Raw genomic sequence first — 15,172 nt, 5'->3', positions numbered from 1 at the left:
AACCGCTCGCTCAGGCGAGCGTCTGCGTGATCTGCCGGGTGTCGCCGTCGGCCACGACCCGGGCGAGCGCGCCGTTGACCAGCGGCAGGTACGGCGCCACGTGGCCGCACTCGACGTCCAGCACGACCGGGATGCCGAGGTCGCCGAGCGCGTCGGCGACGGCGGCGTCCTGGGTGAGGTCGGGCATGTCCGGGGCGTGCGTCCGCCCGATGAGGACGGCGTTCGCGTGCTCGAACCACCCGGCGTACCGCAGCGAGTGCAGCGTGCGGGCGATCGAGTAGGCGCCGTCCTCGCAGGCCTCGAGGTAGACGATGAGCCCGTCGGGGGCATGGGCGCGGCCGAAGGACCGCACGTCGCCCCACGGCGTGGCGGCGACCGGGCCGACGGTCTCGATGCAGCCGCCGACCAGCCGGCCGGTCACGTCGACGGCCGAGCCATCGAGGACCCGCCAAGTCCCCGTGCTCTCCAGCGTCCAGCAGCAGACCTCGGGCTCGGCCTCGTAGTCGTCCCAGCCGGTCGCCCGATAGCGGTCCGGGCTGGTCTGCGTGAACGGCGCCGTCGCCGACGCGACCTCGGTCCAGTGCAGGAGGCCCTCGGGCGGGAAGTAGGGCGTGTCCATCAGGTTGCTCCCGTGCAGCGTCGCCCAGCCGAGCTCGAGCGTCAGCGGCAGCATGAGGGTGGTGAGGTCGCTGAAGCCGACCAGCCAGGTCGGCTCCGCGTCCGCGAGCTCGGACCAGCCGATCCGGTCGAGCAGGTCGATCGCCAGCTCCCCGCCCCACGGCGGCACCACCGCGCGGATCGCCGGATCGGCGAGCATCGCGGTCAGCTCCGCGGCGCGCTGCTCCCTCGGCGCCGACACAACACCGTCGGCGCCGAGGCAGTCACCGAGCACCACCTCGTACCCGCGCTTCTCCAGCGACCGGACCGCAGCGTCGAGCCGGGGCCGGTAGGACGGCCGGATCCCGCTCGACGGTGCGGTGACGCCGATGGTGTCGCCGGGCCGGAGGGGACGGGGGAACCGCATGGGCTCAGGCTGTCATCCCGTCGAGGGTGTCGCGAACCATTTCGAGCCCGCGCCCGACCTCCTCGAAGGACGTCGACAGCGGCGACAGCCCGAGGCGCAGGCCGCCGGGGTCGCGGTAGTCCGGGATCACGTCCCGCTCCCACAGCGCCGCGGTCACCTCGCGCATCAGCGGGTGGTTGAGCGTCACGTGGCCGCCGCGCCACGCCGGGTCGCGGGGCGACGCGACCACGACACCGCGGTCGGCGAGCAGGTCGTCGGCGACCTCGATGGCGTACGCCGTGAGCGCGACCGACTTCTCGCGCACCGCGGGCATGCCGACCTCGTCGAGGAGCGCCACCATGTCCTCGATCGCCAGCATGCCCACGATCGGCGGGGTCCCGGACAGGAAGCGGCGGATGCCCGCGGCGGGTGCGTAGGTCGGCCCCATGAGGAACGGGTCGACCGCGCCCATCCAGCCCTGGATCGGCTGGGTCAGCGTGTCCAGGTGGCGTCGCGCGACGTAGCAGAAGGCCGGCGCGCCGGGCCCGGCGTTGAGGTACTTGTACGTGCAGCCGACCGCGAGGTCGACGCCCCAGTCGTCGAGCGCCAGCGGCACCGACCCCACCGAGTGGCAGAGGTCCCAGAGCACCAGCGCCCCGGCGTCGTGGGCGATGCGGGTCAGCTCGGGCAGGTCCGCGAGCCACGCGGAGCGGTAGGCGACGTGGGAGAGCACCACGAGCGCCGTGTCCGGGCCGACCGCCGCCGCCAGCAGCCCGGCCGTCACGCCGGCCGCCGGGTCGACGTCGATCCAGCGCAGGGTGAGCCCGCACTCCCGGGCGACGCCGTCGGCGACGTACCGGTCGGTCGGGAAGTTGTCGCGGTCGATGACGATCTCGGTGCGGCCGGGCCGCGCGGCGACGGCCGCGCGCATCATCTTGTAGAGCAGGACCGTGGTCGAGTCGCCGATCGCGGCCTGCCCCGGCCCGGCGCCGAGCACGACCCGGCCGAGCTCGTCGCCGATCGTGCGCGGGAGGTCGAACCACGCCTCGTCCCATCCGCGGATCAGCCGGCCGCCCCACTCCTCCTCGACGAAGCGGGCCAGCCGCGGCCCGGTCGCCTTCAGCGGCCGGCCGAGCGAGTTGCCGTCGAAGTAGACCAGCGGCGACTCCGCGCCGACGAAGCGGTCGCGGTACGCCGCCAGCGGATCGTTCACGGGCGGGCCGCGGTCAGGTCACGCACGCTCGTGTACCGGTCGCGCACGTGGGGCGTCGGCTCGACCGACGTCTCGACGACGCCGGCCAGCGGCCACTCCGGCGGCTCCGGGGTGCCGGCGAGGGCCCAGGCGGCCTGGCGGGCGGCGCCGCGGGCGACGTACTCCCCCGGCTGCGGGACGGTGACCGGGAGCCCGAGCACGGCGGACGCGATCTCCTGCACCGCCTGCGAGCGGGCGGCGCCGCCGACCATCACCACCCGCTCGACCGGCGTGCCGAGGGCGCGGACCGCGTCCAGGCCGTCGGCGAGGCCGCAGAGCATGCCCTCGACCGCCGCTCTCGCGAGGTACGCCGGAGTGGCGGTCTCCAGCCGGAGCCCGTGCAGCGCGCCGGTGGCGTCGGGCTTGTTCGGGGTGCGCTCGCCCTCGAGGTAGGGCACCAGCACGAGGCCGCCGGCGCCGGCGGGCGCGGCGAGCGCGAGGACCGAGAGCTCGGCGTGCGAGACCGCCAGCATCCGGGCCGCGGCGTCCAGGACCCGGGCGGCGTTGAGCGTGGCGACGAGCGGGAGGAAGCGGCCGGTCGCGTCCGCGAAGCCGGCGACCGCGCCGGTCACGTCGCCGACGGGCTCCTCCGCGACGGCGCAGGCGACGCCCGACGTACCGATCGAGAGGACGACGTCGCCGGCGACCGCGCCGAGGCCGAGCGCGGCCGCGGCGTTGTCGCCGGTGCCCGCGCCGAGCGCCTGGCCGGCCGGGGTGCGGGCGGCCACCTCGGAGGGCCCGGCGACGCGCGGCAGCACAACGTCGTGGCCGAGAGCGAGCTCGAGCAGGTCGCGGCGGTACTCCCCCGTCGCCGGGGACCAGTAGCCGGTGCCGCTCGCGTCGCCGCGGTCGGTGACGAGGGTGTCGAGGCTCGGCCCGTTCCGGCCGGCGCCGGACAGCCTCCAGGTCAGCCAGTCGTGCGGGAGGCAGACGGCCGCGGTGCGGGCGGCGTTCTCGGGCTCGTGGTCGCGCAGCCAGCGCAGCTTGGTGATCGTGAACGAGGCGACCGGCACGAGACCGACCGCGTCGACCCACGCCTGCGGCCCGCCGAGCTCGTCGATGAGGTCCAGCGCGGCCTGCGCGGAGCGGGTGTCGTTCCAGAGCAGCGCGGGCCGGACGACCTCGCCCGCCTCGTCGAGGCAGACCATGCCGTGCTGCTGCCCGCCGACCGCGATCGCCTCGACGTCGTCGAGCCCGCCGGCCGCCGCGATCGCCTGCTGGAGCGCCTCCCACCAGTGGTCGGGGTGCACCTCGGTGCCCTCGGGGTGCGCGGCGGAGCCCTCGCGCACGAGCTCGCCGGTGGCCGCGTCGCAGACGACGACCTTGCAGGACTGGGTCGAGGAGTCGATCCCCGCCACGAGCGGGCGCAGCGATGACATGCGCGGATTGTGTCAGGCTGCCCCCGTGCGCGACCCGTCCGGACACACCCTCGTCCTCGAGCACGGCCCGTACGCCGCCGAGGTGGTCGCCGTCGGCGCCGCCCTGCGGACGCTCACCCACCACGGCGAGCACCTGGTCGCCGGCTGGCCGGCCGGCGAGATCTGCCCGGACTACCGCGGCTGGACCCTCCAGCCGTGGCCCAACCGGGTCGGCGACGGCCGGTACGACTTCGACGGGGCGACCCACCAGCTGGCGCTCACCGAGGCCGCCCGCGGCAACGCGCTGCACGGCCTCGCCGGATGGATCCACTGGGAGGTGCACCACCCCGACGCGACCCGCGCGGTGCTGCGCCACGCGCTGGTGCCCCAGGCGGGATACCCGTTCGCGCTGGACCTCGAGGCCGACTACCACCTCACCGACGCCGGGCTCGCGGTCACGCTGTCCGCGACCAACGCCGGCGACCGGCCGGCGCCGTACGGCGCGGGGCACCACCCCTACTTCACCCTCGGCCGTCCGGCGGACGACGTCGAGCTGACGCTGCCCGCGGCGACCTGGTGCCCGATGGACGACCGCGGGCTGCCCGGTCCGCCGCAGGCGGTCGACGGCACGGCGTACGACTTCCGCGCGGGACGCGCGGTCGGCGCCCTGGTGCTCGACCACCCGTTCGGCGATCTCGGCGGCGACCTCGGCGGCGACACCGGCGACACCGTCCGCCTGGCCGGCGGCGACCGCGCGATCACGCTCACGCTCGGCGAGGGGTGCCGGTGGGTGCACGTCTTCAGCTGCGACAGCCACGACCCGGCGCGGCAGGCGCTCGCGGTCGAGCCGATGAGCTGCCCGCCGGACGCGTTCCGCAGCGGCACGGACCTGGTCGTCCTCGAGCCCGGCGCGTCCCACCGGTTGAGCTACACGGTCGGCTCCACGGTCGGCTCCACGGTCGGCTCCACGGTCACTGGAAGCTGACGAACCGGACCTTCGGCCGCAGGCCGTGCACGTCGCGCGGGCCCATCCGGCGGACGTCCTCGTCGTAGAACAGCTTGAAGCCCATCGCGAACTGACGAGGCTTCGCCACCGCGTGGTACGTCGCCCGCTTCTGCTGCGGCGTGCCGAACCCGTCGACGTGCTGGACCATCGCGAGCCCCGGTCGGGCGCGCACGCGGCCGATGTCCTGGACCATGTCGGTGCGGAACTGGTGCAGGACGAACAGCTTCTCGGGCAGGCCCTCCTCGCGGGTGAGCCGCGACAGCCAGGCCGACGTGCGGTTGACCTCGGCCGCGCGCACCTGCCCGATGGTGTGGGCGGGCACCTGCCGCGGGCCCATCCGCCACTCCGGGTCGAGCGCCAGCCCGACCCACGGGTCGCGCAGCGCCCACGCCCACCGGCGCGCGACCTCGGGGAAGGTGCTGCGCCCGGGCTGGAGGTCGAGCAGCAGCAGCGCCCCGTTGCGGTGCGCGGCCCGGACATAGGTCTCGACGACCTCGCGCGGGATGTCGTGGCTGTAGTCGCCGTCCGGCCCGGGGCTCGCGTCGGCGATCGTCACGATCAGCTCGTAGACGTGCCGCAGCGGCTGGCCGGGCCGGCGGAACGGCGCCGCGGCCCGGTGCAGCCGGCGGTCCATCGTGTCGGGCGGGCTCTCCCCCAGCACGCCCATGGTCGGCGTCTGGCCGGTGCCGTAGTAGGCGACCAGGAACCGGTTGCCGGCGAAGACCTCCGTGCCGCCGCCGGGCAGCTCCACCGGCTCCCCGGGGCGCTCCTCGACGGCCTCCGCCTCCTCGGCCTCCTCGACCGGCTCGGCCTCCTCGACCGGCTGGGCCGGCCCGTCCTCGAGCTCGATCACCTCGACGGGGGCGGCCGCGTCGCCCACGGACCCCTGCTGACCGGCGCCCCACGCGACGACGAGCAGCCCGACGATCCCGAGCAGCACCAGGAGGAGGACCGGGGCGCGCTCGTCCCGCATGGTCAGCTGGTGATCGCGCCGTGCGCCGCGGACTGCACGACCTTGGCGTACTTGCCGAGGACGCCGCGGGTGTACTTCGGCGGATGCGGCTCCCACCCGACCTTGCGCTTCTCCCACTCCTCCTCGGCATCGGGACCGGGGATCTCCACCTCCAGCGTGCGGTTCGCGACGTCGAGGGTGATCCGGTCGCCGTCGCGCAGGAACGCGATCGGGCCGGCGTCGACCGCCTCGGGGGCGATGTGGCCGACGCACAGGCCCGTCGTGCCGCCGGAGAAGCGGCCGTCGGTGATCAGCAGGACGTCCTTGCCGAGCCCGGCACCCTTGATCGCACCCGTGATCGCCAGCATCTCGCGCATGCCGGGACCGCCCTTGGGACCCTCGTAGCGGATGACGACCACGTCGCGGGCCTGGATCTCGCCGCGCTCCAGGGCGTCCATCGCGGCGCGCTCGCCGTCGAAGACGCGGGCGGTGCCGGTGAAGACGGACTCGTCGAAGCCGGCGCTCTTCACGACCGCGCCCTCCGGGGCCAGCGAGCCCTTGAGGATGGTGAGGCCGCCGGTCGCGTGGATCGGCCGGTCGATCTTGCGGAGCACGTCGTCGTCGAGACTCGGGGGGCTGAGCTCGGCGAGGTTCTCGGCCATCGTCCTCCCGGTGACGGTGAGGCAGTCGCCGTTCATCAGGCCCGCGTCGAGCAGGGCCTTCATCACGACGGGGATGCCGCCGACCTTGTCGACGTCGTTCATCACGTAGCGCCCGAACGGCTTGAGGTCGCCGAGGTGCGGCACCTTGTCGCCGATGCGGTTGAAGTCGTCGAGGGTCAGGTCGACCTCGGCCTCGCGGGCCATCGCGAGCAGGTGCAGCACGGCGTTGGTGGAGCCGCCCAGGGCCATCACGACCGCGATCGCGTTCTCGAACGCCGGCTTCGTCATGATCTGGCGCGCGGTGATGCCCTGGCGGAGCAGGCCGACCACGGCCTCGCCGGAGCGGTGTGCGAACCCGTCGCGGCGGCGATCGACCGCCGGCGGCGCGGCCGAGCCCGGCAGCGACATGCCGATCGCCTCGGCGACGGCGGCCATGGTGTTGGCGGTGTACATGCCGCCGCAGGCGCCCTCACCCGGACAGATGGCACGCTCGATGCGGTCGACCTCCTCGCGGCTGATCTTCCCGGCCAGGCAGGCGCCGACCGCCTCGAAGGCGTCGATGATCGTGACGTCGTTGCCGTCGACCTGGCCGGGCATGATCGAGCCGGCGTAGAGGAAGACGCTCGCGAGGTCGAGCCGCGCCGCGGCCATCAGCATGCCGGGCAGCGACTTGTCGCAGCCGGCGAGCAGCACGGAGCCGTCGAGGCGCTCGGCCATCATCACGGTCTCGACCGAGTCCGCGATCACCTCGCGCGAGACCAGCGAGAAGTGCATGCCCTCGTGGCCCATCGAGATGCCGTCGGAGACCGAGATGGTGCCGAACTCCAGCGGGTAGCCGCCGGCCGCGTGCACGCCGTGCTTGACCGCCTGCGCGAGCCGCTGGAGCGACAGGTTGCAGGGCGTGATCTCGTTCCAGCTCGACGCGACGCCGACCTGCGGCTTCTCCCAGTCGTCGTCCCCCATGCCGACGGCCCGGAGCATGCCCCGGGCGGCGGCGCGCTCGAGGCCGTCGGTGACGTCGCGGGAACGGGGCTTGATGTCGGGGGGCCCGGTGTCGCTCATGGACCGAGACTATGCCCGAGCGCCCACTCCCATACCCTTGACGCATGCCGATCCTCCGCTCCGCTACGTCGACCTCGGGACGCAACATGGCCGGCGCCCGGGCGCTCTGGCGCGCGACCGGGATGACCGACTCCGACTTCGGGAAGCCGATCGTCGCGATCGCCAACTCCTTCACGGAGTTCGTCCCCGGCCACGTGCACCTGCGTGACCTCGGCAAGATCGTCGCCGAGCAGGTCGCGGCGGCCGGCGGCGTGGCGAAGGAGTTCAACACGATCGCCGTCGACGACGGCATCGCGATGGGCCACGCCGGGATGCTCTACTCCCTGCCCAGCCGCGAGCTGATCGCCGACGCGGTCGAGTACATGGTCGAGGCGCACTGCGCCGATGCGCTGGTCTGCATCTCGAACTGCGACAAGATCACCCCGGGCATGCTGATGGCCGCGCTGCGCCTCAACATCCCGGTCGTCTTCGTGTCCGGCGGTCCGATGGAGGCCGGCAAGACCCAGGCCATCGAGGGCGTCGTCCACTCCAAGCTCGACCTGGTGGACGCCATGGTGCTCGCGGTCAACGACGCGGTCACCGACGAGCAGCTCGACATCGTGGAGCGCTCGGCCTGCCCGACCTGCGGCTCCTGCTCGGGCATGTTCACCGCGAACTCGATGAACTGCCTGACCGAGGCGATCGGCCTCTCCCTCCCGGGCAACGGCTCGACGCTCGCGACGCACAGCTCGCGCCGCCGCCTCTTCGAGGAGGCCGGGCGGCTGGTGGTCGAGCTCGCGAAGCGCTACTACGACGAGGACGACGAGTCGGTCCTCCCCCGCAACATCGCCACCCACGAGGCCTTCGAGAACGCGTTCGCCCTCGACGTGGCGATGGGCGGCTCCACCAACACCGTCCTCCACCTGCTGGCCGCGGCCCGCGAGGCCGGGATGACCTTCTCCGTCGACGACGTCGACGCGGTCTCCCGACGGGTCCCGTGCCTGGCGAAGGTGGCCCCCAACACCCCGAAGTACCACATGGAGGACGTCCACCGGGCCGGCGGCATCCCCGCCCTCCTCGGCGAGCTCCACCGGGGCGGGATGCTGAACACCGGCGTCCACTCCGTGCACAGCCGCTCGCTCCAGGAGTGGCTCGCCGAGTGGGACATCCGCAGCGGCACCGCGAGCGAGGCCGCGCTCGACCTCTTCCACGCCGCGCCCGGCGGCGTGCGCACCACGGAGGCCTTCTCGACCGACAACCGGTGGGGGTCCCTCGACACCGACGCCGCCGACGGGTGCATCCGCGACGTCGAGCACGCGTACACCCGGGACGGCGGGCTGGCGATCCTCAAGGGCAACCTCGCCGAGGACGGCTGCGTCGTGAAGACCGCCGGCGTGCCGGAGGAGATCTGGTCGTTCACCGGCACCGCGATCGTCTTCGAGTCCCAGGACGACGCGGTGGAGGGCATCTTGTCCAAGAAGGTCGAGCCCGGCCACGTGGTCGTCATCCGCTACGAGGGCCCGCGGGGCGGCCCCGGCATGCAGGAGATGCTGTACCCCACGTCGTACCTCAAGGGCCTGGGCCTGGGCCAGCAGTGCGCGCTGCTCACCGACGGCCGCTTCTCGGGCGGCACCTCGGGCCTGTCGATCGGCCACGTCTCTCCCGAGGCCGCCGGCGGCGGCCTGATCGCGCTCGTCGAGGACGGCGACACGATCTCCATCGACATCCCGAACCGCTCGATCACGCTCGACGTGGACCAGCTGGTCCTCGACCAGCGCAGGGCGGCCCAGGAGAAGCGCGAGCGGCCGTTCACCCCGGTCGACCGGGTCCGCCCCGTCTCGGCGGCGCTGCGCGCCTACGCCTCGATGGCCACCGCTGCCTCCGACGGCGCCTACCGCCTCGTCCCGGAGTAGGCCCCGCACCCGCTCGCGCCTAGCCTGGTGGCCGTGACCGTGACCTGGACCGACTACGACGCTGTCCTCTTCGACCTCGACGGCGTGATCACGCCGACGGCGGTCGTGCACATGCGTGCGTGGGCGGAGATGTTCAACGGCTTCCTCGCGTCCTGGTCGGGCGACGGCGACACCGCGCCCTACGCCGACGCCGACTACTACGCCCACGTCGACGGCAAGCCGCGGTACGACGGGGTGCGCGACTTCCTGGCCTCGCGCGGCATCCCCGCGACCGAGGAGCTCGTCGTCGAGCTCGGCGACCGCAAGAACGACGCGTTCAACGCGGTCCTGGAGCGCGGCGGCGTCGAGGCCTACCCCGGCTCGGTGCGGCTGCTCGACCACCTGCGTGACCTCGGCACCCCGCTCGCCGTCGTGTCGTCGTCGGCGAACGCCCCGGCGGTGCTCGAGGCGGCCGGGCTGCTCGACCGGTTCCAGGCCGTGGTCAGCGGCGACGTCGCCCACCGGCTCGGGCTGGCCGGCAAGCCGGCGCCCGACACGTTCCTGCACGCCGCCGCGGAGCTCGGCGCCACCGCGGCCACCTCCGTCGTGCTCGAGGACGCGGTGTCCGGCGTACGGGCCGGGAGGGCCGGGGACTTCGGCCTCGTCGTCGGCGTGGACCGCGGCGCGGGCGCGCAGACCCTCCGCGAGGCCGGCGCCGACATCGTGGTCGACGACCTGGCCGACCTCGTGCCCGGGGACGCCGCGTGAGCGCGCGCCGGGTCGGGCCGGACCCGATGCCGCGGGGGCGGTTCCCGGTGAACCCGTGGGCGCTGGAGGAGGTCGGCTACCAGCCCGGCGACCTGGGCGTGAGCGAGACGCTGTTCGCGGTGGCCAACGGCTACCTCGGCATGCGCGGCACCCCGCAGGAGGGGCGGCCGGCGTTCGCCCACGGCACGTTCGTCAACGGCTTCCACGAGACCTGGCCGATCCGGCACGCGGAGGCGGCGTTCGGCTTCGCCCGCACCGGCCAGACGATCGTCAACGCCCCGGACACGACGCTGATGAAGATCTACGTCGACGACGAGCCGCTGACCTTCGGCACGTCCGACCTCGAGCACTACGAGCGCAGACTGGACTTCCGCGACGGCGTGCTGCGCCGCAACCTCGTCTGGCGCACGCCGTCGGGCAAGCGGGTGCGCATCGACTCCACCCGGATGGTCTCGATGACCCAGCGCCACCTCGCGGTCATGACGCTGGAGATCGAGGTGCTCACCGGCCAGGCGCCCGTCGTCGTGTCCTCGCAGATCCTGAACCGCCAGGACGGCATGGACGAGTACCGCATGCCCGAGCAGGCCCACGGCATGGACCCGCGCAAGACGACGCAGTTCGAGGGCCGGGTGCTGCTCCCGCGGCTCAGCTTCCCGCACGAGGACCGGCTGCTGCTCGGCTACGAGTGCGCGCACTCGGGCATGACGCTAGCGGTCGCCGCCGACCACCATCTCGAGACCGACGACGTCCACGAACTGGTCGTCCGCGGCGACGACGACCACGCCAAGGCCGTATTCCGGGTCGACGCGACCCAGGGCAACGTGATGCGGCTGACCAAGACCGTCTCGTACCACACCTCGCGCCACGTCCCGGCTCGCGAGCTGGCCGACCGCTGCGACCGCACCCTGGACCGTGCGCGCCGCCAGGGCGTCGACCACTACCGCGAGGAGCAGCGGGCCTGGTACGCCGACTTCTGGGCCGCCGCCGACGTCGAGATCGACGGCGACACCCCCGAGCACCTCGCCGTGCAGCAGGCCGTCCGCTACAACCTGTTCAGCCTCGCCCAGGCCACCGGCCGCACCGACGGCCTCGGCGTACCAGCGAAGGGCGTGACGGGCTCCGGCTACGAGGGCCACTACTTCTGGGACACCGAGATCTACGTGATTCCGTTCCTCAGCTACACCCAGCCCGAGGTGGCACGGAACGCGCTCCACTTCCGCTCGATGATGCTGCCGGCCGCGCGCCAGCGGGCGCTGGAGATGGCGCAGAGCGGGGCGATGTACCCGTGGCGCACGATCAACGGCGAGGAGGCGTCGGCCTACTACGCCGCGGGCTCGGCCCAGGTGCACATCGACGCCGACATCGCCTACGCGCTGATGAAGTACGTCCGCGCCACCGGCGACGAGGGCTTCCTCGTCCGCGAGGGCATCGACATCCTCGTCGAGACCGCGCGGATGTGGGCGGACCTCGGGTTCTGGCGCAGCAACGGCGGCGACCCGTCGTTCCATATCCACGGCGTCACCGGCCCCGACGAGTACACGACGGTGGTCAACAACAACCTGTTCACGAACGTCATGGCGCGCTTCAACCTCGAGGAGGCGGCGCGCTCGGTGGAGCTGCTGCGCGACTCCTACCCCGACGAGCACCGGCGGATGGTGGCCCGGCTCGGCCTCGGCGAGGACGAGGTCGGCGAGTGGCGCCGGTGCGCCGACGGCATGACGATCCCCTACGACGAGGGCCTGGGCATCCACCCGCAGGACGACTACTTCCTCGACCGCGAGGTGTGGGACCTGTCCCGCACGCCCGACGAGCTGCGGCCGCTGCTGCTGCACTACCACCCGCTGGTGATCTACCGCTTCCAGGTGCTCAAGCAGGCCGACGTCGTGCTGGCGCTGTTCCTCCAGGGCGACCGGTTCACCCGCGAGGAGAAGCGAGCCGACTTCGAGTACTACGACCCGATCACCACCGGCGACTCGACGCTGTCGGCCGTGGTGCAGTCGGTGATCGCGGCCGAGGTCGGCTACCACGAGGTCGCGCTCGACTACTTCCACCAGGCGCTCTACGTCGACCTGATGAACCTCCACGGCAACACCGTCGACGGCCTCCACGTCGCCTCGACCGGCGGCGTGTGGAGCGCGCTGGTCTACGGCTTCGGCGGCATGCGCGACCACGACGGCGAGCTCAGCTTCGACCCGCGGCTCCCCGCCACCTGGGAGGGGCTGCGCTACCGGCTGACCTGGCGCGGCACCCGGCTCCTGGTCGACCTCGGCCAGGACCGCCTCGTGCTGACGGTCGACGCCGGCGAGGGCGAGGTGCCCGTCACCGTCCGCGGCGAGTCGTACGTCGTGAAGCCCGGCGCTCCCGTCGAGGTGGTCCTCCCCGACCAGGGCGACCGCATCGACGGCCTCCTCGGCGACCGCCCGATCGTGGGCGGGCAGCGCGCGGACGGCAGCACCATCACCGCCGGCGTGCCCGAGCCGATCCACTTCCCCGACGAGATGGAGACCGGCGAGCTGCCGATCATCGGCATCGACCCGCCCCCGCTCGGGGCGCACCTGCCGCAGACCTAGGCGCGGCCACCGTGGCGAGGCAGCCACGGACGTTCCTGTCGTTTCGCCACGGCCGCGACGACAGGATCGTCCGTGGGTACGCGGGCGCCCGAGCCGGCTCCGCTCAGATCGCCGCCGCTCGCACGCACATCACGTCGGGCAGGTCGGCGACGACCTGCCGCCAGGTCGCGCCCTCGTCGGACGAGCCCCACACGGTGCCGTTGCGGGCGCCGAAGTAGAGGCCCGCGCGGTCGTGGTCGTCGGTCCACATGGCGTCGCGCATCACGGCCACGTAGAACCGGTCGGGCAGTCCGTCGCCGAGCTCCTCCCAGGAGTTCCCGGCGTCCCGCGAGCGCCAGACCCGCGCCTTGGCCTCCGGCGGGTAGCGCCCGTCGCCCCCACCGATCGGGAACACGAACACCGTGTCCGGCTCGTGCGGGTGCACGACGATCGGGAAGCCGAAGTCGGCGGGCAGCCCGTCGGCGATGTAGGTCCAGTGGCCGCCGTGGTCGTCGGAGCGGTAGACGCCGCCGTGGTTCTGGAGGAAGAGCCGCTCGGGCCGGGCCGGGTGCCGGGTGACCTTGTGCACGCACTGCCCGAACTCGGGGTACTGCTCACCCTCCGGCAGGAACTCCGCGCGGATGCCGTCGTTGCGCGGCTCCCAGCTCTGCCCGCCGTCGGCGGTCTGGTAGACGCCGCCGGTGCTGATCGCGACGGTCACCGACCGGGGGTCGGTCGGGTGCGGGAGGATCGTGTGGAACGCCTGCCCTCCGAAGCCGGCACCCCACTCGGCGTGGTGGGGGTGGTCCCACAGCGTCCGCTCGAGCGCGAAGGTCTCGCCCCGGTCGGTCGAGCGCCAGACCGCTCCGGGCTCGGTGCCGGCGTACACGACGCCGTCCTCGCAGCCGGGCACCAGCTGCCAGATCCGTTCGACGTTCGCGTCCACGTCCTCGGGGAACCGCACGGCGCCGTTCGGCGTCTCCTGCCAGCTCGCGCCCAGGTCGTCCGAGCGGCGCACCTGGGGGCCGAGCCACGGCGACGACGTGCCGGCCAGCAGCCGCGGCGTGCCCCCGCGCGTGTCGACGAGGCAGGAGTAGACCTCCTCCATGTCGAAGTGCGGGCCGGTGAAGTCCCACTCCTCGCGCGCCTCGTCGGAGGTGCCGAGCCACAGACCCTTGCGGGTCCCCACCATCAACATCGTCTTGCCCAACATCGTCTTGCCGGACATGCCTGCCTCCTGACGCTCCGTGGCTCTCTTCTACTCTGACCGGGTGTCCGGCCGGAAGTCATCGCTCTCGCTGATTTCCCCGGTATGGCTGGTGCTGGCCGGCATCTTGTCGGTCCAGTTCGGCGCGAGCGTCGCGAAGTCGATCTTCGACGAGGTCTCTCCCACGGCGCTGGTGTTCCTGCGGCTGGCGACCGGTGCGCTGGTGCTCGTGCTGATCGCGCGGCCGATGCTGCGGGGACGCTCGCGGCAGGACTGGTACGTCGTGCTCGCGTTCGGCGTCACGCTGGGGCTGATGAACTGGTCGTTCTACCAGGCGTTCGCGCGGATCCCGCTCGGCATCGCGGTGACGCTGGAGTTCCTCGGGCCACTCTCGCTCGCCGTCCTCGGCTCGCGACGCGCGCGCGACCTGCTCTGGGTGGCGCTCGCCGGCACGGGCGTCGCCGTGCTCGGCTGGTCCGGCGGCGGGGACCTCAACCTCCCCGGGGTGCTCTTCGCGCTGCTCGCCGGAGCCTGCTGGGCGGCGTACATCCTCCTGAGCGCGCAGACCGGGCGCCGCTGGCCCGGCTTCGACGGCCTCGCCGTCGCCTCCGTGGTCGCCGCGCTCCTCATCCTCCCCGGCGCGATCGGCCGGGGCGGCTCCGACCTGCTCGACCCGCGCATCCTGATGTTCGGCGCCCTCGTCGGCCTGCTGTCGTCGCTGATCCCCTACTCCTTCGAGCTCGTCGCCCTCCGCACGCTGAAGCCGTCGGTGTTCTCGATCCTGATGAGCCTCGAGCCCGCGGCGGCCGCCCTCGCCGGCATGCTGGTGCTCCGCGAGTTCCTCACCGTCGACCAGTGGCTGGCCATGGCCTGCGTCGTGATCGCCTCCGTCGGCGCCACCCGCTCCGCCCGGACCGTCGCGCCCGCCCCGGACTGATCTGCGGCCGATCGGGCACTGGAGCCCCATGAAGCTGATGCGAGGCGTGGCGCTGGCGGGCGTCGCCAAGAAGCTGTACGACGAGACGCGCAAGCCGGAGAACCAGGCACGGATCCGGCGGGCCGTGGAGACGGTCAAGGAGCGTCGCCAGCGCCGCCGCTGACCGCGCGCTTGCCGTCGAGACCAGCAGCCGCGGCCGAGTTCACGGAACCGTCACACGACGTTGACCGGCCCGAAGTGAGGGCTCCCTAGGGTGGGACGCACGTCGAACCCCCTCGGGAGCCCCCATGCACGTCCCGCTGCTTCTCCGCCGTCCCGTCGACGCCGTACGCCGTTGGCCGGTCGACTCCCAGCTGGGAGCCCGGCGCAACGCCCTGATCGCCTCGACCGCTCTCGCCCAACGCCGTGCGGAGCGCGACGAGGTGGAGGAGTTCCTCGCTGCCCTGCGCGAGGCTCCGGTGCCGGAGGTCGCGGCTCGCGCCGCGAACGGCTGAGCCCGCCGGGCAGGACGGCCTCTCCCTGTCCTGCCCGGTGGGCTCACATCC

At 73.2% G+C, this 15,172-nt stretch carries 13 protein-coding genes; 7 read left to right on the top strand and 6 right to left on the bottom strand.

Annotated features, from left to right (window positions below; genetic code table 11):
• Positions 1 to 10: 10 nt before the first annotated feature.
• From ACYQ0U_RS01485 to xylB, 3 genes are read right to left on the bottom strand one after another with little or no spacing between them, the layout of a single operon-like run.
• Entirely contained in the window at positions 11 to 1,024 is a 1,014-nt protein-coding gene (locus ACYQ0U_RS01485; RefSeq protein WP_459968622.1) for a S66 family peptidase, read from the bottom strand.
• A 4-nt stretch (positions 1,025 to 1,028) separates the two neighbouring features.
• Positions 1,029 to 2,216, bottom strand: a complete 1,188-nt coding sequence (locus ACYQ0U_RS01480; protein WP_459968620.1) for a kynureninase — start codon at positions 2,214 to 2,216, stop codon at positions 1,029 to 1,031.
• Positions 2,213 to 3,634 carry a xylulokinase gene (xylB, locus tag ACYQ0U_RS01475; protein ID WP_459968618.1) on the bottom strand — a complete coding sequence of 474 codons (1,422 nt, stop codon included), beginning with the start codon at positions 3,632 to 3,634 and terminating at the stop codon, positions 2,213 to 2,215. The genes ACYQ0U_RS01480 and xylB overlap by 4 nt, the downstream gene beginning before the upstream one ends.
• A gap of 25 nt (positions 3,635 to 3,659) precedes the next feature.
• Between xylB and ACYQ0U_RS01470 the strand changes: the two genes are divergently transcribed.
• The gene (locus ACYQ0U_RS01470) at positions 3,660 to 4,598 is read left to right on the top strand and encodes an aldose 1-epimerase family protein (RefSeq protein WP_459968616.1); all 939 of its coding nucleotides are present in this window, start codon (positions 3,660 to 3,662) and stop codon (positions 4,596 to 4,598) included.
• Here ACYQ0U_RS01470 and ACYQ0U_RS01465 read toward each other — a convergent pair.
• Both ACYQ0U_RS01465 and ilvD (ACYQ0U_RS01460) read right to left on the bottom strand, forming a co-directional pair.
• Entirely contained in the window at positions 4,585 to 5,592 is a 1,008-nt protein-coding gene (locus tag ACYQ0U_RS01465; protein WP_459968614.1) for a hypothetical protein, read from the bottom strand. The genes ACYQ0U_RS01470 and ACYQ0U_RS01465 overlap by 14 nt on opposite strands.
• 2 nt (positions 5,593 to 5,594) lie before the next feature.
• Positions 5,595 to 7,295 carry a dihydroxy-acid dehydratase gene (ilvD, locus tag ACYQ0U_RS01460; protein ID WP_459968612.1) on the bottom strand — a complete coding sequence of 567 codons (1,701 nt, stop codon included), beginning with the start codon at positions 7,293 to 7,295 and terminating at the stop codon, positions 5,595 to 5,597.
• A gap of 44 nt (positions 7,296 to 7,339) precedes the next feature.
• Between ilvD (ACYQ0U_RS01460) and ilvD (ACYQ0U_RS01455) the strand changes: the two genes are divergently transcribed.
• The 3 genes from ilvD (ACYQ0U_RS01455) to ACYQ0U_RS01445 are packed head-to-tail and all read left to right on the top strand — an operon-like array spanning position 7,340 to position 12,504.
• Positions 7,340 to 9,187 (top strand): dihydroxy-acid dehydratase, encoded by a 1,848-nt coding sequence (ilvD, locus tag ACYQ0U_RS01455; RefSeq protein ID WP_459968610.1) that lies wholly within the window; start codon positions 7,340 to 7,342, stop codon positions 9,185 to 9,187.
• A 39-nt stretch (positions 9,188 to 9,226) separates the two neighbouring features.
• A complete protein-coding gene (locus ACYQ0U_RS01450) occupies positions 9,227 to 9,934 on the top strand; it encodes an HAD family hydrolase (protein ID WP_459968860.1) in 708 nt (235 codons plus the stop codon).
• A 26-nt stretch (positions 9,935 to 9,960) separates the two neighbouring features.
• Positions 9,961 to 12,504, top strand: a complete 2,544-nt coding sequence (locus ACYQ0U_RS01445; protein ID WP_459968858.1) for a glycoside hydrolase family 65 protein — start codon at positions 9,961 to 9,963, stop codon at positions 12,502 to 12,504.
• 103 nt (positions 12,505 to 12,607) lie between these two features.
• Here the strand turns inward: ACYQ0U_RS01445 and ACYQ0U_RS01440 are convergent, their stop codons facing one another.
• Positions 12,608 to 13,711 (bottom strand): WD40/YVTN/BNR-like repeat-containing protein, encoded by a 1,104-nt coding sequence (locus tag ACYQ0U_RS01440; RefSeq protein WP_459968607.1) that lies wholly within the window; start codon positions 13,709 to 13,711, stop codon positions 12,608 to 12,610.
• Positions 13,712 to 13,754: 43 nt separating this feature from the next.
• Here ACYQ0U_RS01440 and ACYQ0U_RS01435 point away from each other — a divergent pair, with 43 nt between their 5' ends.
• From ACYQ0U_RS01435 to ACYQ0U_RS01425, 3 genes are all read left to right on the top strand, one after another.
• Complete coding sequence (locus tag ACYQ0U_RS01435) at positions 13,755 to 14,627, top strand: EamA family transporter (protein ID WP_459968605.1); 873 nt, start codon at positions 13,755 to 13,757, stop codon at positions 14,625 to 14,627.
• A gap of 28 nt (positions 14,628 to 14,655) precedes the next feature.
• Entirely contained in the window at positions 14,656 to 14,790 is a 135-nt protein-coding gene (locus ACYQ0U_RS01430) for a hypothetical protein (RefSeq protein WP_459968603.1), read from the top strand.
• A 124-nt stretch (positions 14,791 to 14,914) separates the two neighbouring features.
• The gene (locus ACYQ0U_RS01425; protein WP_459968601.1) at positions 14,915 to 15,121 is read left to right on the top strand and encodes a hypothetical protein; all 207 of its coding nucleotides are present in this window, start codon (positions 14,915 to 14,917) and stop codon (positions 15,119 to 15,121) included.
• Positions 15,122 to 15,172: the final 51 nt, after the last annotated feature.

This window comes from Nocardioides pyridinolyticus (assembly GCF_054653575.1).
This window is presented reverse-complemented; position numbering and strand designations above follow the sequence as displayed.